This window comes from Streptomyces sp. NPDC058637 (assembly GCF_042717325.1).
Classification (GTDB): domain Bacteria; phylum Actinomycetota; class Actinomycetes; order Streptomycetales; family Streptomycetaceae; genus Streptomyces.
Genome location: NZ_JBHXRD010000001.1, coordinates 297,839 through 316,868, shown reverse-complemented (window position 1 = coordinate 316,868; position 19,030 = coordinate 297,839). Strand labels below are relative to the sequence as shown.

16 protein-coding genes are annotated in these 19,030 nt (G+C 70.5%); 8 read left to right on the top strand and 8 right to left on the bottom strand.

The window, feature by feature from the left end:
- Positions 1-19: 19 nt before the first annotated feature.
- The 3 genes from ACFWVP_RS01500 to ACFWVP_RS01490 form a co-directional block, all read right to left on the bottom strand.
- On the bottom strand, positions 20-913 hold the full coding sequence (locus ACFWVP_RS01500; protein WP_384492897.1) for a metal ABC transporter permease: 894 nt from the start codon (positions 911-913) through the stop codon (positions 20-22).
- Between the two features lie 2 nt (positions 914-915).
- A complete protein-coding gene (locus ACFWVP_RS01495; protein WP_384492896.1) occupies positions 916-1,656 on the bottom strand; it encodes a metal ABC transporter ATP-binding protein in 741 nt (246 codons plus the stop codon).
- An 80-nt stretch (positions 1,657-1,736) separates the two neighbouring features.
- Positions 1,737-2,723, bottom strand: coding sequence for a metal ABC transporter substrate-binding protein (locus tag ACFWVP_RS01490; RefSeq protein ID WP_384492895.1), 987 nt, complete (start codon positions 2,721-2,723; stop codon positions 1,737-1,739).
- A gap of 221 nt (positions 2,724-2,944) precedes the next feature.
- Here ACFWVP_RS01490 and ACFWVP_RS01485 point away from each other — a divergent pair, with 221 nt between their 5' ends.
- From ACFWVP_RS01485 to ACFWVP_RS01455, 7 genes are all read left to right on the top strand, one after another.
- Entirely contained in the window at positions 2,945-4,327 is a 1,383-nt protein-coding gene (locus ACFWVP_RS01485; protein WP_384492894.1) for a glycine--tRNA ligase, read from the top strand.
- A gap of 92 nt (positions 4,328-4,419) precedes the next feature.
- Positions 4,420-4,623, top strand: a complete 204-nt coding sequence (locus ACFWVP_RS01480) for a hypothetical protein (RefSeq protein ID WP_384492893.1) — start codon at positions 4,420-4,422, stop codon at positions 4,621-4,623.
- 194 nt (positions 4,624-4,817) lie between these two features.
- Complete coding sequence (locus ACFWVP_RS01475) at positions 4,818-5,063, top strand: DUF6243 family protein (protein WP_384492892.1); 246 nt, start codon at positions 4,818-4,820, stop codon at positions 5,061-5,063.
- Positions 5,064-5,204: 141 nt separating this feature from the next.
- Entirely contained in the window at positions 5,205-6,353 is a 1,149-nt protein-coding gene (gene dusB / locus ACFWVP_RS01470) for a tRNA dihydrouridine synthase DusB (RefSeq protein WP_384492891.1), read from the top strand.
- A gap of 563 nt (positions 6,354-6,916) precedes the next feature.
- The gene (gene ppdK, locus ACFWVP_RS01465; RefSeq protein WP_384492890.1) at positions 6,917-9,628 is read left to right on the top strand and encodes a pyruvate, phosphate dikinase; all 2,712 of its coding nucleotides are present in this window, start codon (positions 6,917-6,919) and stop codon (positions 9,626-9,628) included.
- 493 nt (positions 9,629-10,121) lie between these two features.
- On the top strand, positions 10,122-11,141 hold the full coding sequence (locus tag ACFWVP_RS01460; protein ID WP_384492889.1) for an ArsR/SmtB family transcription factor: 1,020 nt from the start codon (positions 10,122-10,124) through the stop codon (positions 11,139-11,141).
- A 216-nt stretch (positions 11,142-11,357) separates the two neighbouring features.
- Positions 11,358-11,774, top strand: coding sequence for a VOC family protein (locus ACFWVP_RS01455; protein WP_384492888.1), 417 nt, complete (start codon positions 11,358-11,360; stop codon positions 11,772-11,774).
- 57 nt (positions 11,775-11,831) lie between these two features.
- On the opposite strand, the gene ACFWVP_RS01450 is transcribed toward ACFWVP_RS01455, so the two are convergent.
- The 4 genes from ACFWVP_RS01450 to ACFWVP_RS01435 form a co-directional block, all read right to left on the bottom strand.
- The gene (locus ACFWVP_RS01450; protein WP_384492887.1) at positions 11,832-12,998 is read right to left on the bottom strand and encodes an alkaline phosphatase PhoX; all 1,167 of its coding nucleotides are present in this window, start codon (positions 12,996-12,998) and stop codon (positions 11,832-11,834) included.
- 116 nt (positions 12,999-13,114) lie between these two features.
- Positions 13,115-13,474 (bottom strand): nitrite reductase small subunit NirD, encoded by a 360-nt coding sequence (gene nirD / locus ACFWVP_RS01445; protein ID WP_384492886.1) that lies wholly within the window; start codon positions 13,472-13,474, stop codon positions 13,115-13,117.
- Positions 13,474-16,059 carry a nitrite reductase large subunit NirB gene (nirB, locus tag ACFWVP_RS01440; RefSeq protein ID WP_384492885.1) on the bottom strand — a complete coding sequence of 862 codons (2,586 nt, stop codon included), beginning with the start codon at positions 16,057-16,059 and terminating at the stop codon, positions 13,474-13,476. The genes nirD and nirB overlap by 1 nt, the downstream gene beginning before the upstream one ends.
- The gene (locus tag ACFWVP_RS01435; protein WP_384492884.1) at positions 16,059-17,372 is read right to left on the bottom strand and encodes an NAD(P)/FAD-dependent oxidoreductase; all 1,314 of its coding nucleotides are present in this window, start codon (positions 17,370-17,372) and stop codon (positions 16,059-16,061) included. Before ACFWVP_RS01435 ends, nirB begins: the two co-directional genes overlap by 1 nt.
- Before the next feature lie 148 nt (positions 17,373-17,520).
- Here ACFWVP_RS01435 and ACFWVP_RS01430 point away from each other — a divergent pair, with 148 nt between their 5' ends.
- Positions 17,521-18,312, top strand: a complete 792-nt coding sequence (locus ACFWVP_RS01430; RefSeq protein WP_384492883.1) for a sulfite exporter TauE/SafE family protein — start codon at positions 17,521-17,523, stop codon at positions 18,310-18,312.
- 79 nt (positions 18,313-18,391) lie between these two features.
- On the opposite strand, the gene ACFWVP_RS01425 is transcribed toward ACFWVP_RS01430, so the two are convergent.
- Complete coding sequence (locus ACFWVP_RS01425; protein ID WP_384492882.1) at positions 18,392-19,024, bottom strand: class F sortase; 633 nt, start codon at positions 19,022-19,024, stop codon at positions 18,392-18,394.
- Positions 19,025-19,030 lie beyond the last annotated feature (6 nt).

Below are 19,030 nucleotides of genomic sequence, written 5' to 3'. Positions count from 1 at the left end.
GTCCGTCCCGGCGGCACCGTCACACCCGTGCGTCGTCCGTGGCCGGGCGAGCCGCCGGTACCTCCAGGGTGCACTCCTCGGAGTCCGCGACGCGTCCGCGTGCCCGCCTGCGCGCCAGCGGCGTGGCGAGCGCGGTCAGCGCGATGAACACGGCGATGGCCAGCAGCACGATCGTGGCGCCGGGCGGTACGTCCTGGTAGTACGAGGTCACGGTGCCGGCCAGGGTCACGGCGGTGCCGATCACGACGGCCAGCACGAACGTCACCTTGAAGGACTTCGCGATCTGCTGCGCGGCGGCGACCGGAACCACCATCAGCGCGCTGACCAGCAGCAGACCGACCACCCGCATCGCGACGGTGACCGTGACCGCCGCCGTCACGGCGACCAGCAGGTTGAGCGCGCGCACCGGCAGCCCGGTGACCCGGGCGAACTCCTCGTCCTGGCTGACCGCGAACAGCTGCCGTCGCAGCGCCACCGTGACCAGCACCACGAAGGCCGCCAGCACGACGATCGCGGTGACGTCCTCCTCGGAGACCGTCGACAGCGAGCCGAAGAGGAACGAGGTGAGGTTGGCGTTGGAGCCGGTGTCGGAGAGGTTGATCAGCATCACCCCGCCCGCCATGCCGCCGTAGAACAGCATGGCCAGCGCGATGTCGCCGCGGGTGCGCCCGTACCAGCGGATCAGCTCCATGACGACCGAGCCCGCCACGGCCACCAGGGTGGCCATCCAGACGGGGTTGGTGGACAGCAGGAAGCCGAGGCCGACCCCGGTCATCGCGATGTGCCCGATGCCGTCGCCCATCAGGGCCTGCCGGCGCTGGACCAGGTAGATGCCGATGGCGGGAGCGGTGATGCCGACCAGGACGGCCGCGAGCAGGGCCCGCTGCATGAAGGGGGGTGTGAGAAATTCCATGATCAGGTCAGCAGTCCCGTCCGGACGGGCTCGGAGGCCGCGTGGGGGTGTACGTGGTCGTGGCCGGGCAGGGCGTGCTGGCCCATGGCCTCCGGGGGCGGTCCGTCGTGCGTGACGCAGCCGTCGCGCAGCACGACCGCCCGGTCGATCAGCGGTTCCAGGGCGCCGAGCTCGTGCAGGACGAGCAGCACCGTCGTACCCGCCGCGACCTGCTCGCGCAGGGTGTCGGCGAGGATCTCCTGGCTGGCCAGGTCCACCCCGGCCATCGGCTCGTCCATGATCAGCAGTTCGGGTTCGGCGGCGAGCGCGCGGGCGATCAGCACCCGCTGGTGCTGACCGCCGGACAGGGCGCTCACCGAGTCCTTGGCACGGTCGGCGAGGCCGACCAGCTCGATGGCACGGTCGACGGCCGCCCGGTCCGCCTTGCCGGGCAGCCGCAGCTTCGTACGGGACAGCCGCCCGGAGGCGACGACCTCGCGGATCGTGGCGGGGACACCGCCGGCCGCCGTGGTGCGCTGCGGTACGTAACCGACGCGGGCCCACCGGCGGAAGTGGCGCAGCGGGGTGCCGAACAGCTCGACGGATCCGCTGGTGAGCGGCACCTGGCCGATGACGGACCGCACGGCGGTGGACTTGCCGGATCCGTTGGCCCCGAGCAGGGCCACGACCTCGCCGCGGCCGACGGTGAGGTCGACGCCGCGCAGCACCGTGCGCGCACCGAGCGTGGCCGTGCCTCCGCGCATGCTGATCACTGGGGCTGGCTTACTGGTCTCAGGCACGAGGGCCTCCGATGCTGCTGCGACTGGTACGGGTGGTGCGAGGGTCACTTCGCGCCGAGGGCCTTCTCCAGCGCGGCCAGGTTGGACTCCATGACCTCGATGTAGTCAGCGCCCGCGGACTCGTCCGTGATTCCCTCCAGCGGGTCCAGGACGTCCGTCTTCAGCCCGAGGTCCTTGGCGAGGGTCTTGGCGGTCTTGTCGCTGGCGAGCGTCTCGAAGAACACGGTCGTGGCCTTGCTCTTCTCCGCGACGGCGTGGATCTCGTTGATACGGGCGGGGCTGGGCTCGGCCTCGGGGTCGAGGCCGGCGATGCCCTCCTGGGTGAGGTCGTAGCGCTCGGCGAGGTACCCGAAGGCGGAGTGCGTGGTGATGAAGGTCTTGGTCGTGGTGTCCTTCAGCCCGGTCTCGAACGCCGTGTTCAGCGCGTTCAGCTCGCCGACCAGGGTATCCGTGTTCTTGCGGTAGTCCGCGGCGTGGTCGGGATCGGCCTTCTCCAGGGACTTCCCGACACCCTCGGCGACCTCGGCGTACTTTACCGGGTCCAGCCAGATGTGCGGGTCTGCACCGGCCTCCTCGCCCTCGTGCTCGTGCTCCTCGCCTTCGTGCTCCTCGCCCTCCTCGTGCCCGTGGTCGTGGCCGTCGACCTCGGTGCCGTGGTTCTCGAGCGTGGTGAGCTTCGCCGCGTCGACGGTGTTCTCGACGCCGGCCTGGCCGACGGCGTCGTCGACGGCGGGCTGGATGCCCTTGAGGAACAGGATGAGGTCGGCCTCGGCCAGCCCACCGATCTGGCGCGGGGTGAGCTCCAGGTCGTGCGGCTCCACACCCGGCTTCGTCAGGCTGGTCACCGACACGTGCGATCCGCCGATCTCCTCGGCCAGGAACTGCATCGGGTAGAAGGACGCCACCACGTCCAGCTTGTCACCGCTCCCGCGGTCGGCCGCGTCGGAGGAGGAGCAGGCGGACAGCGCGGTGAGGCCGAGGGCGACTGCTCCGGCGACGGCGGCGGTGGGTATCAGGCGGCGTACGTTCATGAGATTCATTTTCAACAAAAGTGGAAACGATTGTCAACAAGGCTGATGAGATGCCCGGATCACACCGGGCCGGCCGCCGTACCCCCTGCCGATTTGATCCAGGGGGTGCGCCCGCCGGTAATCTGAGTCATTCGCCCGCAGCGTCGCCCGAGCACCACCCCCCGGCGAGGCGCTCCGCGCCGCCCCCTGTCCAATTTCACCGTCGCAATGAAGAGAGCACCGTGGCCGCCGACAAGATCGACACCATCGTCAGCCTGAGCAAGCGCCGTGGCTTCGTCTACCCCTGCAGTGAGATCTACGGTGGCCAGAAGGCCGCCTGGGACTACGGGCCGCTGGGCGTCGAGCTGAAGGAGAACCTCAAGCGTCAGTGGTGGCGCTACATGGTCACCTCGCGCGAGGACGTGGTCGGTCTCGACTCGTCGGTCATCCTTGCCCCCGAGGTCTGGGTCGCCTCCGGCCACGTCGCCACCTTCTCCGACCCGCTCACCGAGTGCACCTCCTGTCACAAGCGCTACCGCGCCGACCACCTGGAGGAGGCGTACGAGGAGAAGCACGGCAAGCCGCCGGTCAACGGCCTCGCCGACCTCAACTGCCCCAACTGCGGCAACAAGGGCACGTTCACCGAGCCCAAGCAGTTCTCCGGCCTCCTCTCCACCCACCTCGGCCCGACCCAGGACTCCGGGTCCGTCGCCTACCTGCGACCCGAGACCGCCCAGGGCATCTTCACCAACTTCGGCCAGGTGCAGCAGACCTCGCGCAAGAAGCCGCCTTTCGGCATCGCGCAGATGGGCAAGTCCTTCCGGAACGAGATCACTCCGGGCAACTTCATCTTCCGCACGCGCGAGTTCGAGCAGATGGAGATGGAGTTCTTCGTCAAGCCGGGCGAGGACGAGCAGTGGCAGGAGTACTGGATGGAGCAGCGCTGGAACTGGTACACCGGCCTGGGCATGCGCGAGGAGAACATGCGGTGGTTCGAGCACCCGCAGGAGAAGCTCTCCCACTACTCCAAGCGCACCGCTGACATCGAGTACCGCTTCCGCTTCGGCGGCAGCGAGTGGGGCGAGCTGGAGGGCGTCGCCAACCGCACGGACTACGACCTCAAGGCCCACTCCAAGGCCTCGGGCACGGACCTGTCGTACTTCGACCAGGAGTCCGGCGAGCGCTGGACGCCGTACGTCATCGAGCCCGCGGCCGGTGTCGGCCGCTCGCTGCTGGCCTTCCTCCTCGACGCCTACAACGAGGACGAGGCGCCCAACGCGAAGGGCGTCATGGAGAAGCGCGCCGTGATGCGTCTGGACCCGCGCCTGGCGCCGGTCAAGGTCGCGGTCCTGCCGCTGTCCCGCAACCCGCAGCTGTCGCCCAAGGCCAAGGGCCTCGCGGCCGACCTGCGGCAGAACTGGAACATCGAGTTCGACGACGCCGGCGCCATCGGCCGCCGCTACCGCCGCCAGGACGAGATCGGTACGCCGTTCTGCGTCACGGTCGACTTCGACACCCTCGACGACAACGCGGTGACCGTGCGCGAGCGTGACACCATGAAGCAGGAGCGCGTCTCCCTGGACCAGATCCAGGGCTACCTCGGCTCCCGCCTTCTGGGCTGCTGACGGTACGCGGCCCGATGACGAAGCCCCCGGTTCCCGCGCAGGGAGCCGGGGGCTTCGTGCACACTGCTGGCACACCCCTACAGGAGGCTCGGATGGCGTCCATGACCACGAGCAAGGTCAGCAGATGGGACCAGCACGGCCGCGAACACGTCGTTCGGGTACGGAAGTCCGGGATGCAGCGGCAGCTGACCTGCGACACCTGCGGATGGCGCAAGGGGGCGCAGTTCCTGCCCTGGCTGAAGGCCGAGGAACACCTGGCCGAGGCCCACCAGGCGACGGTCGACCCGACCACCTGAACCGGCACGGCGGCTCGGGCCGAAAATCGGGTGAGAGGTCCGTCCGGGCCGAGGTACCTTTTTCGGTATGTCTTCGTTCTTCCAGATCTACGAGTGAGCGTGCGACGGGCCGACCGCCCGTCGCCCATCGAATCGATCCCTGAGGTCCCTGATCACTTCAGACCTCACTTCTCACCACGAATGGGAGAACTCCCGTGGCCAAGAGCCGCAACAACCTCCTCGGTGTGGGCGGACAGCGCAAGAAGCCGTCCCGCGCCGAGCAGCAGGGCGCGGGCCCCGCGCGCGACGCCGACCGCAGGACGGCGGCCGAACAGAAGCAGGAGCTGGTGCGCAAGATGCGCGAGCGCGCCGAGGGCTCCGGCTCCGCGCAGGTGGACGCCTCCTCGGACGCCTCCTCCTCCGACTCCTCCGAGCAGAACGGCACGGCGGCACAGAGCTGACGTACCCGTACGAAGGTGGGCCCGGATCACCACGGTGGTCCGGGCCCACCCGCGTTTCCCCGGCCACCGCTTCCACCCGGTCGCACGGGACAGCACCACGGCCGGGGGCCAGGTCCCTCCGGCGTACGCGACAATGGGTGGATGACCACGCTCGCCCCCGCCCTCCCGCTGCTCCGGATCGGCCCGCACACCGTGCGGCCGCCGGTGGTGCTCGCGCCCATGGCCGGCATCACCAACGCCCCGTTCCGCACCCTGTGCCGTGAGTTCTCCGGCGGCAAGGGACTGTTCGTCAGCGAGATGATCACCACGCGGGCGCTGGTCGAGCGCAACGAGAAGACCATGCAGCTCATCCACTTCGACGCGAGCGAGACCCCGCGCTCCATCCAGCTGTACGGAGTGGACCCGGTGACCGTCGGCAAGGCGGTCCGCATGATCGTCGACGAGGACCTCGCCGACCACATCGACCTGAACTTCGGCTGCCCGGTGCCCAAGGTCACCCGCAAGGGAGGCGGCTCGGCGCTCCCGTACAAGCGGCCGCTGCTCCGGGCGATCCTCCGTGAGGCTGTGGCGAGCGCGGGTGACCTGCCGGTCACCATCAAGATGCGCAAGGGCATCGACGACGACCACACCACCTACCTCGACGCGGGCCGCATCGCCGTCGAGGAGGGAATCACGGCGGTGGCCCTGCACGGCAGGACCACCGCCCAGCACTACGGCGGCACGGCCGACTGGGACGCCATCGCCCGCCTCAAGGAACACGTCCCCGAGATCCCCGTCCTGGGCAACGGCGACATCTGGTGCGCGGACGACGCGCTGCGGATGGTGCGCGAGACCGGCTGCGACGGTGTGGTCGTGGGCCGCGGCTGCCTGGGGCGGCCCTGGCTCTTCGGCGACCTGGTCGCCGCCTTCGAGGGCACCGGGACGCGGCAGGCCCCGGCGCTGCGCGAGGTCGCGGACGTCATGCTGCGCCACGCGACGCTGCTGGGGGAGTGGATCGGCGACGAGAGCCGGGGCGTGATCGACTTCCGTAAGCACGTGGCCTGGTACCTCAAGGGCTTCGCCGTCGGCTCGGAGATGCGCAGGAAGCTCGCGGTCACCTCCTCCCTGGAGGAGCTGGGCGGGCAGCTCCAGGAGCTGGACCTCGACCAGCCGTGGCCGGACGGCGCAGACGGACCTCGTGGGCGCACCTCGGGCAACAACCGGGTGGCACTGCCGGACGGCTGGCTCAAGGACCCCTACGACTGCGCGGGCGTGGGCGCCGAGGCCGAGCTGGACACCTCGGGCGGCTGAGGCGCGCCGCCGCCGTAGGGGGCACCGGGTGCCCATGCAAGAGCCCGCTCATGTGAGCGGGCTCTTGCATGGGATCTCGGGCGATTCGGAGCGGGACAGGTGCCCGTGTGCCGTCTTCCGCGGCCATGTTCACGCTCCGCGATGTCCTCGGGACCGAAAGGTGACCGGCGGTCGGCCTGGGGGCGTCCGGATAGTGACATCTGAGCGCGACCGGGGGCGTGATTCTCGCCACCCCTGAGATGCGCATGGCTCAGATGAGCGCTCTTTCGGTTGCTGTACTTCTCAAATGATGGCACTGGGTGCCAGGGCCCTTTATTTTGATCGATCGACGCGTTCGTCACTCCTGGTTCATGAGATCCCTGAGATGCGGCACCCTCCGTAGTTCTGGCTTCGAGAAGTGAACACGGAAACTCGTCCGGCCGATTGGTGACGTCACTTTCGATCTGCTGGCGGACGGGTGGTTGAGGCCTCGTGACCCGCAAGTGGGCGTACCCAGACACCTTCGATCTGGGTATGTTCCTCGCCGTCAGGGCAGCCACCGCGTCCTCGAGGAGTCGAGACCCGTGTCGGAAAACAAAGATTCTCAGAAGTTCGTCTACGACTTCACCGAGGGCAACAAGGATCTGAAGGACCTGCTGGGCGGCAAGGGTGCCAACCTCGCCGAGATGACCAATCTCGGGCTGCCGGTCCCTCCGGGCTTCACGATCACCACCGAGGCCTGCAAGGTCTACCTCGACAGCGGTGACGAGCCGGCCGAGCTGCGCGACGAGGTCAGCGCGCACCTCGTGGCGCTCGAGAAGCAGATGGGCAAGAACCTCGGCCAGGCCGAGGACCCGCTGCTGGTCTCCGTCCGCTCCGGCGCCAAGTTCTCGATGCCCGGCATGATGGACACGGTCCTCAACATCGGCCTCTCCGACGCGTCCGTCGTCGGCCTCGCCACCCAGGCCGGTGACGAGCGCTTCGCCTGGGACTCCTACCGCCGGCTCATCCAGATGTTCGGCAAGACCGTCCTCGGCGTCGACGGCGAGCTCTTCGAGGAGGCGCTGGAGGCCGCGAAGGAGGCCAAGGGCGTCACCGTCGACGTGGACCTCGACGCGGCCGACCTCAAGAAGCTGGTCAAGCAGTTCAAGAAGATCGTCACCCGGGACGCCGGACGGGACTTCCCGCAGGACCCGCGCGAGCAGATGGATCTGGCCATAAAGGCGGTCTTCGACTCGTGGAACACCGACCGTGCCAAGCTCTACCGCCGCCAGGAGCGCATCCCCGGCGACCTCGGCACCGCCGTCAACATCTGCTCGATGGTCTTCGGCAACCTCGGCCCCGACTCCGGCACGGGCGTCGCCTTCACCCGTGACCCGGCCAGCGGCCACCAGGGCGTCTACGGCGACTACCTGCAGAACGCGCAGGGCGAGGACGTGGTCGCGGGTATCCGCAACACCGTGCCGCTCGCCGAGCTGGAGTCGATCGACAAGAAGTCCTACGACCAGCTGATCACGATCATGGAGACGCTGGAGACCCACTACCGGGATCTCTGCGACATCGAGTTCACCATCGAGCGCGGCCAGCTCTGGATGCTCCAGACCCGGGTCGGCAAGCGCACCGCCGGTGCCGCCTTCCGGATCGCCACCCAGCTCGTCGACCAGGGCCTCATCGACGAGGCCGAGGCGCTCCAGCGCGTCAACGGCGCCCAGCTCGCACAGCTGATGTTCCCGCGCTTCGACGACGAGGCCAGCACCGTGCTCCTGGGCCGTGGCATCGCCGCCTCCCCGGGTGCGGCCGTCGGCAAGGCCGTCTTCGACTCGTACACGGCCGTCAAGTGGTCCCGGTCCGGCGAGAAGGTCATCCTCATCCGCCGGGAGACCAACCCCGACGACCTCGACGGCATGATCGCCGCCGAGGGCATCCTCACCTCGCGCGGCGGCAAGACCTCGCACGCCGCCGTCGTCGCACGCGGCATGGGCAAGACCTGTGTCTGCGGCGCCGAGGAGATCGAGGTCGACACCAAGCGCCGCAGGCTGACGGTCGGCGGCACCGTCGTGGAGGAGGGCGACCTCGTCTCCGTCGACGGCTCCACGGGCAAGGTCTACCTCGGTGAGGTACCCGTCGTACCGTCCCCGGTCGTCGAGTACTTCGAGGGCCGCATGCACGCGGGCGCCGACGACGCCGACGAGCTGGTCGCCGCCGTGCACCGGATCATGGCGTACGCGGACCGGGTGCGCCGGCTGCGGGTGCGCGCCAACGCGGACAACGCCGAGGACGCCCTGCGGGCCCGCCGCTTCGGCGCCCAGGGCATCGGCCTGTGCCGCACCGAGCACATGTTCCTCGGCGAGCGCCGCGAGATGGTCGAGAAGCTGATCCTCGCGGACACCGACGACGAGCGTGAGACCGCGCTGGACGCGCTGCTGCCGCTCCAGAAGGCCGACTTCATCGAGCTGTTCGAGTCGATGGACGGACTGCCCGTCACCGTGCGGCTGCTCGACCCGCCGCTGCACGAGTTCCTGCCCGACATCACGGAGCTCTCCGTGCGGGTGGCGCTCGCCGAGTCCCGCAAGGACGCCAACGAGAACGACCTGCGCCTCCTGCAGGCCGTGCACAAGCTGCACGAGCAGAACCCGATGCTCGGCCTGCGCGGGGTACGCCTCGGACTGGTCATCCCCGGACTGTTCGCGATGCAGGTCCGGGCGATCGCGGAGGCGGCGGCGGAGCGCAAGAACGCCAAGGGCGACCCGCGCGCCGAGATCATGATCCCGCTCGTCGGCACGGTCCAGGAGCTGGAGATCGTCCGCGACGAGGCCGACGGTGTCATCGCCGAGGTCGAGGCCGCCACCGGTACGGAGCTGAAGCTCAGCATCGGCACGATGATCGAACTGCCCCGCGCCGCCCTGACCGCCGGTCAGATCGCCGAGGCGGCGCAGTTCTTCTCCTTCGGTACGAACGACCTCACCCAGACGGTGTGGGGCTTCTCCCGCGACGACGTGGAGGCCTCGTTCTTCACCGCGTACCTGGAGAAGGGCATCTTCGGGGTGTCGCCGTTCGAGACGATCGACAAGGACGGCGTCGGCGCGCTCGTGCGCAGCGCCGTGGAGGCCGGCCGGGCCACCCGTCCCGACCTCAAGCTCGGTGTCTGCGGTGAGCACGGCGGTGACCCGGAGTCGGTGCACTTCTTCCACGAGGTGGGCCTGGACTACGTCTCCTGCTCGCCCTTCCGCATCCCGGTCGCACGACTGGAGGCGGGCCGCGCCGCCGCAGGGCCGAAGGGCAGCGACAGCCGCTGAGCCAACCCGGCCGGCGGGCCGGCCACGAGCCATCACGACTCCGGGACCGCGGGCGGATCATCCGTACCCTCGCCGATCCGCCGGCGGCCCCGGAAAACCCGGAAGCGGCAGCACCCTGTGCGGGGGTGCTGCCGCTTCTTCAATTGAATTACGAACCATCCAGGGTTGTTTCTTTTCTTCGTTCGGTGCGCAAATCCCGTGATCGAGCGGACCGGGGTGCGGTCCATGGATCCCCACCCATGGACCGCACCCGGCTTACCCCCGCCGGGTACGGAGCCGCACCGTCGCCACCGCCGCCGAGCAGGCAAAGCCCCCCACGGCCCTCACCCGCTCTTTCGGTGACGCCGGATTCGCACCCGACGTCGTACAGCTTTTCGGTTGGCGAGGTTGTGGGCGAGACGTTTCAACTGTGGCCGAAACCCCGTGGTGACCTCCTGTGACGGCATGCATACCCTTTGATGGGGGCGATTGCGGTTGCAACAGTGGGGGTTCGGTGCTGCGTATCCATGTGTCCGGGGTGGACCTTTCCAGAGTGCGGATGGCCACGAGGCCTGACGCAATGTGGGAAACCATTCTCAGTTTTCACCGACTGAGGGACCGGCGGGGTTCCACGGTGTTCGGGAAATGGCGGACGGAATCCCGGGTCCGGTTGAATGGTGAAGCACGTCTGCTGTCGGCGGTCGTTCCGCCCCGCGGCTATTTCCCCGACTTCCTGACGCCTTCTCAGGAAGGCGCCGAGCCATTCGGTCTCGACGTCGGAATGGAGGCGCTCCGCGACACTCGCGCGGACCGTCTCCACGCCGAACTGGCCCTGTTGGCCGAAAGTAGACCCTCGATGCCGCGCGCACGGGGCGGCGGCCGGTCGCCCGCCGCACTGCTGGACGCGCTTTCCGAGGGGCGCACGGAGCCGCTGGGGCGTCTCATCACCGCTCTGCGCAGCTACCACCGCGCCGCCGTCGAGCCGTACTGGCCGCACATCCAGGCGAGTGTGGAGGCCGACCGGGCCGTCCGGGGCCGCGCCCTGCTGGACGGTGGCGCGGACGAGCTCCTGGCCAGCCTGCCGTCCATGATCCGCTGGCGGGCGCCCGTGCTGGAGGCGGACTACCCCGTCGACCGCGAGCTGCGCCTGGACGGGCGGGGCCTGCTCCTGCAGCCCTCGTTCTTCTGTCGCGGCACCCCGGTCGTCTACCGGAACCCGGTCCTCCCGCCGGTGCTCGTCTATCCGGTCACCCATCCCGCCGCCCCGGTCTACGCCGACGGGCCCGGCCCCTGGCTGGGACGGCTGGTGGGACACACCCGCTCCGCGATCCTCCAGGCCATAGGGAAGGGCTGCACGACCAGTGAGCTGGCCCGCAGGACCGGAGTGTCCCTGGCCTCCGCGAGCCAGCACGCCTGCGTGCTGCGCGAGGCCGGTCTGGTGCTGACCCTGCGGCACGGCAGCTCGGTCCTGCACACGCTCACCCCCCTGGGCGCGTCACTGCTCAGGGGCGGCGCCCCGCTCGCGATGTCCTGACGGCCGGCGGAGCTCCCGCGCGGGGGATGCCGGAGACGGCGGGGGCGCCAGGGGCGCCGGGGACCGGCGATTCCGGGGCTCCGGGTCGCCACGGGCTCCGGGACGATTTCCCCGCGAGCGATGAGTTCCGCCGCGCCCCGCCGTCTACCTCTCGGAAGCGCTCGAACACAGCGCCACGGAGCACGCGAAGTGCCGGGACGGAAAAGAGTGGGAACCATGCCTCAGATGATCTTCGTGAACCTGCCGGTCAAGGACCTGGAGACGTCGAAGAACTTCTTCGGGAAGCTCGGCTTCGGCTTCAATCCGCAGTTCAGCGACGAGACGACCGCCTGTCTGGTCATCAGCGACACGATCTTCGCCATGCTCATCAGCGAGCCGCGCTTCAAGGACTTCACCAAGAAGGAGATCGCCGACGCCTCGAGGACGACGGAGGTCCTCCTCGCCCTGAGCGCGGACAGCAGGGACCGGGTCGACGAGCTGGCCGACGCCGCGCTCGCCGCGGGAGGCTCGCCCGCCAACGACGCCATGGACATGGGCTTCATGTACGGCCGTTCCTTCCAGGACCCCGACCACCACATCTGGGAGGTCGTGTGGATGGACCCGGCCGCGGCCGAAAGCGGCGGCCAGGCCTGATGGCCGCGGGGACAGCCGCACGGCGCCGGTACCGGCACCGTGCGGCCGATGTCCCGTTCAGCCGCGGAACGGCCCCCTGACCTCGTACGTGATGCCGCCGGAGGAGCTTCCGCTCGTCCCGCGCTGCGAGGAGAAGTAGAGCCGGGTGCCGTCCGGGGAGAAGGCCGGGCCGGTGATCTCCGAGCCCGACTGGCCGCTGATCCGCAGGAACGGCGCGACGGTGTCGTCCGGGGTGATCAGGCAGATCTCCATGCTCCCGCCGTCCTCGGCGACGTACAGGTCGCCCGAGACGGACCGGGTGACGTTGTCCACGCCGGTCAGCGGAGCTCCGCCGCCCGTGACCAGCGAGTCGTCGTAGGCGAGCGAGATGCTGGACGCGTTCGCGTCGTACGCCCACACCCGGTTGTCGCCCTTGGTGGTGAACCAGCAGGTGCCCGCAGCGTAGAAGCAGCCCTCACCGCCGTTGAAGACCTTCGCGCCGGAGACCTGGTGACGGGTCAGGGTGGGTGAACCGTCCGGGTCGGGGACCGTCGCCCAGGTCACGGGGCCCGAGGTGCCGGAGCCCGCCACCAGGACCTGGAGGGTGCCGGAGGACAGGTTGCCCCAGGTGGTGGGGCGGAAGCGGTAGAAGCGGCCGTCCGTCTCGTCCTCGGTGAGGTAGATGTAGCCGTGGTCGGGGTCGGCCGCGGCCGCCTCGTGCTTGAAGCGGCCCAGGGCGGGCCGCCGGACGGCCGCGTTCACACCCCAGGGGTCCGTCTCGTAGACGTAACCGCGGCTGACCTCCTCGCAGGACAGCCAGGTCTTCCACGGGGTGCTGCCGCCCGCGCAGTTGTTGTTCGTGCCGGACAGGATCCGGTAGGCGGAGGTGACGGTCCCGGAGGAGTTGAAGCGCACCGCGCTCGCCCCGCCGCCGCTGCCCGAGGAGACCTCGGCGTTCGAGACGTAGATCCAGCCGCTGCCGTCGGCGTACGTGGCACCCCCGTCGGGCGCGCTGTGCCAGACGTACGAGGTGCCGGGGACGGTCTGTCCCGAGCGGGCGACGATTCTGCTGGTGAAACCGTTCGGCAGCAGGATGCCGTTGCCGTTGGCCGCCTGCAGCGCGCCGTACGGGCCGGCGGCCGGCTGGGCGGGGTCGGCGAAGGCGGCACCCCGCCACAGGGTGCCGCCGAAGGCCGCCGCCGAGCCGCCGATCACCGCTGTGCGCAAGAAGGTCCGACGTTCCACGATCACTCCACGGGTGACGTGAGGGCCCGCCGGTCCGGACGGCCCGGCGGGTCGAACGTCAGGACAGTAGAGGGACGCAGTTGACGTAGCGTCAACAGCCGGTGAACGGGCCGGGATCAGTCCGCGCGGACCGCGAAGACCGGCACGGTGACGTCGTCGTCGTCCAGGCAGGCGCCCGTCTCCAGGTCGAAGCGCTGCTTCAGCAGCGGCGACGCCACGAACGGCCGCCCGGCCGCCGAGCCGACCAGGCCCCGGGAGAGGACGTACGCCCCGGTGAACGGGTCACGGTTGTCGATCGCGTACGCGCGCCCCGCCCGGTCCACGAACAGGGCGACCTGCCGGCCGTCCGGGAGGAGGGCCGCCACACCGCGCCCCGGGGTCAGCAGGTCGCGGTCGCAGACCGTGAGCCAGCCGTCCCCGTCCGCGAGCTGGATCGTCCGGGTGTCCTGCGCCGATTCCATCGTCCGGGTCGTCATCAGGAGGGAGTCCCTTCGAGAGTACGGATGGCGAGCACGGGGCCCGCGAGGATGTCCAGGTCGGGCTTGACCTGATCGCGCTCGGGGACGAACTTGACCGAGGGGTCGGGCGCGTCGGGGGCGTTGACGAAGGTCACGAAGCGGCGCAGCCGCTCCGGGTCGTTGATGGTCTCGGCCCACTCGTCGCGGTAGCCGCGGACGTGGTCGGCCATCAGCCGCTCCAGCTCGTCGCACAGCCCCAGCGAGTCGTGGACGACGACGTCCCGTACGTGGTCCAGGCCGCCCTCGATCCGGTCCAGCCAGGTCGAGGTGCGCTCCAGCCGGTCCGCCGTGCGGATGTAGAACATCAGGAACCGGTCGATGAGACGGACCAGTTCGGCGTCGGACAGGTCCTGGGCCAGCAGGTCCGCGTGGCGCGGTGTGGCGCCGCCGTTGCCACCGACGTACAGGTTCCAGCCCTGGGCCGTAGCGATGATCCCGAAGTCCTTGCCGCGGGCCTCCGCGCACTCGCGGGCGCACCCGGAGACCGCCGACTTCAGCTTGTGCGGCGAACGCAGGCCCCGGTAGCGCAGCTCCAGGTCGATCGCCATCTTCACCGAGTCCTGCACGCCGTAGCGGCACCAGGTCTGCCCCACACAGGACTTCACCGTGCGCAGCGACTTCCCGTACGCGTGCCCCGACTCGAATCCGGCGTCCACCAGGCGGGTCCAGATCAGCGGGAGCTGGTCGACGCGGGCGCCGAACAGGTCGATGCGCTGGCCACCGGTGATCTTCGTGTAGAGGCCGAAGTCCCGGGCCACCTCGCCGATCACGATCAGCTTCTCCGGGGTGATCTCACCGCCCGGGATGCGCGGCACGATCGAGTAGGAGCCGTTGCGCTGGAGGTTGGCCAGGAAGTGGTCGTTGGTGTCCTGGAGGGCCGCCTGCTCGCCGTCCAGGACGTAGCCGCTCGCACCGACCGTCGGCGCCAGCGAGGCGATGATCGAACCGACCGTCGGCTTGCAGACCTCGCAGCCGTCCCCGCCCTTGGCCGCGTCACGGCCGTGCGAGTCCAGCAGCCCGGCGTACGTCGTGACGCCCAGGGTGCGGACGATCTCGTACAGCTCGCTGCGGGTGTACTCGAAGCAGCCGCACAGGCCCTGGTCCTCGGGCTGCGGCAGCAGCTGGCCGATGACCTTGACGCAGCTTCCGCAGCCCGTGCCCGCCTTGGTGCACTTCTTCACCTCGGGCAGCGTGGTGTGCTCGCAGATCGCGCCCTTGGTCACGTTGTGGCAGGAGCAGATCACGGCCTCGTCGGGCAGCGAGGACGGGCCGAGCGTGACCGGGCCGCCCGCGCCGGCCGGCAGCACCAGCTGCTCCGGGGCGACCGGCAGGACCGTGCCCGTCATCGGCCGCAGCGTGCCGTACTGGTCGGCGTCCCCGACCAGCACCCCGCCGAGCAGCGTGCCGTCCCGGCCGATCACCAGCTTCTTGTAGACACCCGAGCGGGAGTCCGAATAGACCACGTCGAGGCAGCCCTCGGCCGCGCCGTGCGCGTCGCCGAACGAGGCGACGTCCACACCGAGCAGCTTCAGCTTCGTCGACAGGTCGGCGCCGGTGAACGAGGCGGTGCTGCCCGAGATCACCTCGGCGACCGCGACCGCCATCTCGTAGCCCGGCGCCACCAGCCCGTAGACCCGGCCGTCCGAGGCCAGCGCGCACTCGCCGATCGCGAAGACCGCGCTGTCCGAGGTGCGGCACTCCTCGTCGACGATGATGCCGCCGCGCGGGCCGACCGCCAGGCCGCAGTCGCGGGCCAGCTGGTCCCGGGGGCGCACGCCGGCGGAGAAGACGACGAGGTCGGTGGCGAGCGAGGAACCGTCGGAGAGCGACATGCCGTTGACCCGGCCGTCCTCGCCCGCGGTGACCTCCTGGGTGCCGACGCCCGTGTGGACGGAGAGGCCCATGTTCTCGACGGTGCGCAGCAGCGCGGCACCGCCGCCGTCGTCGACCTGGACGGGCATCAGCCGGGGCGCGAACTCCACGACGTGCGTGCTGAGTCCGAGGCCCTTCAGGGCGCCCGCGGCCTCCAGGCCGAGCAGCCCGCCGCCGACCACCGCGCCGGTCGTCGCGGTCTTCGCGTACTCCTCGATCGCGAGGAGGTCCTCGATGGTGCGGTAGACGAAGCAGCCCTCGGTGTCCTTGCCGGGCACCGGCGGTACGAAGGGGTACGAGCCGGTGGCCAGCACCAGCGTGTCGTACGAGAACGTCTGCCCGGAGCGCGCGGTGACGGTGCGCGCCTCACGGTCGACGCTCTCCGCCGGGTCGCCGACGTGCAGCTCTATTCCGTGCCGTGCCATGAAGTCCGGCTCGACGAGTGAGAGGTCCTCCGGCGTCTTCCCGGAGAAGTACGAGGTCAGCTGCACCCGGTCGTAGGCGGGGCGGGGCTCCTCGCAGAGGACGACGACCCGGGCGGTGCCCGCGGCGGCCGTCAGCCCGCGGTCGGCGAGCGCTTCCAGGAACCTCTGGCCGACCATGCCGTGCCCGACGACCACGATCGTCGGCACGCCCGCGGTGGGGGCGGTCGGGGGAGTGGACACCGGCATCAGAAGCCTCCGTCGTTGGTGAGCAGGTGGAGCAGGGACATGTCGGCGGGGAGGGGTTCGTCTTCCTGCCAGGTCCGGGCGAGGGTGCCGACCGCGGCGAGATCGCCGAACAGCACCCCGCCCGCCAGCCGGTCGCCGCGGACGACGACCGTGCGGTACGCGCCCCGGGTGGCGTCGGCCAGCCGGATCACGTCGTCGCCGGGCATCGGACGGGAGTCCCCGAAGGCGGCCAGATCGAGGCCGCCGGGGGCAGCGACGGAACCGGCGGAAGCCAGGGCTCCGGCGGCGGGTCCAGCAGTTCCGGCGGTCACAGCGGCTCCGGCGGCTCCGGCGGAGACGGGGACGGCGGCGGGGGAGCGCAGGGTGAGCCGGGTCAGGGCCCGGGTGCCCTCGTAGCGGGCGGACCCTCCGGCCAGTACCTCGGCCAGGACGTCGGCCTGTTCGAGCGCCGCCCCCGCCAGGCCGTAGACCGTCCCGGCGTGCTCGGCGCAGTCGCCGACCGCGTGGATGTACGGGTCCGAGGTGCGCAGCTCGTCGTCGACGACGACGCCCTTGCGGACGTCGAGCCCGGCGGCCTGCGCCAGACCCGTCCTGGGACGGACCCCACAGGCCAGCACCGTGATCTCGGCCTCCAGCTCGTAGCCGTCGGCGAGCTCCACGGCGCGCACCGCGGGGGTGGCGCCGTCGGTGCAGCGCAGACCGCGCACCCGGCACTCGGTGTGCACCTCGACCCCGAGGGCCTCCAGATGGCGTCGCAGCAGCCCGGCCGCCTCGGCGTCCAGCTGCCGCTCCATGAGGTGCTCGCCCTGCTGGGCCAGCACCACCTGGGCGCCGCACTCGGCCAGCGCACGGGCGGCGGAGACCCCGAGGAGACCGCCGCCGATGACGACGGCGCGTACGCCGGGGCGTACGGCGGCGCGCAGGGCCAGGCAGTCATCCAGGGTGCGGAAGGGATGCACCCCGTCCGGCAGCATGTGGCCGAGGCCCCGCAGCGGTGGCAGCACCGGGTTGGAACCGGTGGCCAGCACCAGTCGCCCGTACCCGAGGACGCTGCCGTCGTCGCAGTGCACCAGCCGGTCCGCCCGGTCGATCCGTACGACCCGCACCCCGCGCCGCACCTCGGCGGGCGGCAGCGCGATGACGTCCGGCTCGTACCGCCCGGCGAGTACCTCGGCGAGCAGCACCCTGTTGTACGGTGCGTGCTCCTCCTCGCCGATGACGGTGACACCGGGGACCCGGGCGGCGAGCCGTGCGCCCGCCATCCCGGCGCCGATCACCACCACACGCGCCGTGTTCCCGCTCTGTGTCCTCATGACGAAGAGACTGCGGGGCCGGTGTTACCCGACCGCATCCCTCCTGTTTCCCGGGAGGAACCTTGCGCTCAGCGCGCGCGGACTCCCTCTGTGAGGGCCGGGGCAACTGGTTGGACCGGGCACCTGTCGCTTGCCTAAGGTCACGGACATGCCCGAGATGACGCTGACCACCCTCGTACTGCTCTGCCTGGCCGCCGCCGCGGCCGGCTGGATCGACGCGGTGGTCGGCGGCGGAGGGCTCCTCCTCCTGCCCGCCCTGCTGCTCGGCCTGCCGAACGTCCCGGCCGCCCACATCCTCGGCACCAACAAGGCGGTCGCCATCGTCGGCACCTCGGGCGCGGCCGTGACCTACGTACGCAAGGCGCCGGTCCAGGTCGGGACCGCCGTACGGATCGGGCTCATGGCACTGGCCGGGTCGATGACGGGTGCCTTCTTCGCCGCGGGGATCAGCAGCGACGTCCTGCGCCCGGTGATCATGGTGGTGCTCCTCGGAGTGGCGGCCTTCGTCATGCTGCGCCCGGCCTTCGGCACGGCGGCGGCCGGTGACGGGCGGGGCCGGACGGTCACCCGGGCCCGGACCGTCACCGCGATCGTGCTGGTCGGCGGCGGCATCGGCTTCTACGACGGGCTGTTCGGGCCGGGTACGGGCACCTTCCTGGTGCTGGCCCTGACCGCCGTGCTCCACCTCGACCTGGTGACGGCCTCCGCGACCGCGAAGATCGTGAACGTCTGCACCAACGCCGGGGCGCTGGCGATGTTCGCCTACCAGGGCACGGTGCTGTGGCAGCTGGCCGCGCTGATGGCCGTATTCAATCTGGCGGGCGGCATGTTCGGAGCGCGCATGGCACTCAGGAAGGGCAGCGACTTCGTCCGGGGGGTCCTCCTGGTCGTCGTGTTCTCACTCGTCGCCAAGCTCGGCTTCGACCAGTGGACCGCCTGACCACCGCCGGGCCCGCGACCGCGGCGGGCTGACCGCCTGGCACCGCAGGGGCACGGGCTTCGAGAACGGGCCGCCCACCTCACCGCACGCCGGTGAGGTGGGCGTACGCCACCACGTTGCCCTGGTAGCCGGTCTGAGGCGAGAAGCCGCCGCCGCAGGTGATCAGCCGCAGGGCGGCGTGCGGAGAGTCGCCGTAGACCCGTCGGTCGGGGAAGTCCTCGTTGTCGTACACCTCCACCGCGTCCACCGAGAAGACGGCGGTGCGGCCGTCCCTGCGGTCGATCTCGACCCGGGCGCCCTTCTCCAGCGACCCGAGCGCGTAGAAGACGGACGGTCCCTCGGCGTTGTCCACATGCCCGGCGACGATCGCGGTGCCCTTCGCGCCGGGCGGGGTGCCGTTCCTGAACCAGCCCGCGAGATTGCGGTCCTCGGCGGCCGGTACGTCGAGGCTGCCGCCCGCACCCAGGCCCAGGCCCGTCATGGGGGCGTCCACCCGGATGCCCGGGATGCGGATCCTGACCGGCTCGGAGGCGCGCAGCGGTCCGGCGACCGGTGAGCCGGGCCGCAGTTCGGGGCCGGCGGCGAAGGCCTCGGCGGTGGAGGGCTGCGGCGCGACGGTCCGGGTGGCCGCACCGTTCTGGACGAGCCAGACGCCGCACAGCGCGGCGATGCCCACCAGCCATGCCCTTGACCTGAGTGTCGTCCTGTCCACGTCGTC

Excerpts from the sequence above, each read along its gene's own strand:
- ACFWVP_RS01500 (WP_384492897.1), bottom strand. The coding sequence starts at position 913 with ATGGAATTTCTCACACCCCCCTTCATGCAGCGGGCCCTGCTCGCGGCC.
- ACFWVP_RS01495 (WP_384492896.1), bottom strand. The coding sequence starts at position 1,656 with ATGCGCGGAGGCACGGCCACGCTCGGTGCGCGCACGGTGCTGCGCGGC.
- ACFWVP_RS01490 (WP_384492895.1), bottom strand. The coding sequence starts at position 2,723 with ATGAACGTACGCCGCCTGATACCCACCGCCGCCGTCGCCGGAGCAGTC.
- ACFWVP_RS01480 (WP_384492893.1), top strand. The coding sequence starts at position 4,420 with ATGGCGTCCATGACCACGAGCAAGGTCAGCAGATGGGACCAGCACGGC.
- dusB (WP_384492891.1), top strand. The coding sequence starts at position 5,205 with ATGACCACGCTCGCCCCCGCCCTCCCGCTGCTCCGGATCGGCCCGCAC.
- ACFWVP_RS01455 (WP_384492888.1), top strand. The coding sequence starts at position 11,358 with ATGCCTCAGATGATCTTCGTGAACCTGCCGGTCAAGGACCTGGAGACG.
- nirD (WP_384492886.1), bottom strand. The coding sequence starts at position 13,474 with ATGACGACCCGGACGATGGAATCGGCGCAGGACACCCGGACGATCCAG.
- nirB (WP_384492885.1), bottom strand. The coding sequence starts at position 16,059 with ATGCCGGTGTCCACTCCCCCGACCGCCCCCACCGCGGGCGTGCCGACG.
- ACFWVP_RS01435 (WP_384492884.1), bottom strand. The coding sequence starts at position 17,372 with ATGAGGACACAGAGCGGGAACACGGCGCGTGTGGTGGTGATCGGCGCC.
- ACFWVP_RS01430 (WP_384492883.1), top strand. The coding sequence starts at position 17,521 with ATGCCCGAGATGACGCTGACCACCCTCGTACTGCTCTGCCTGGCCGCC.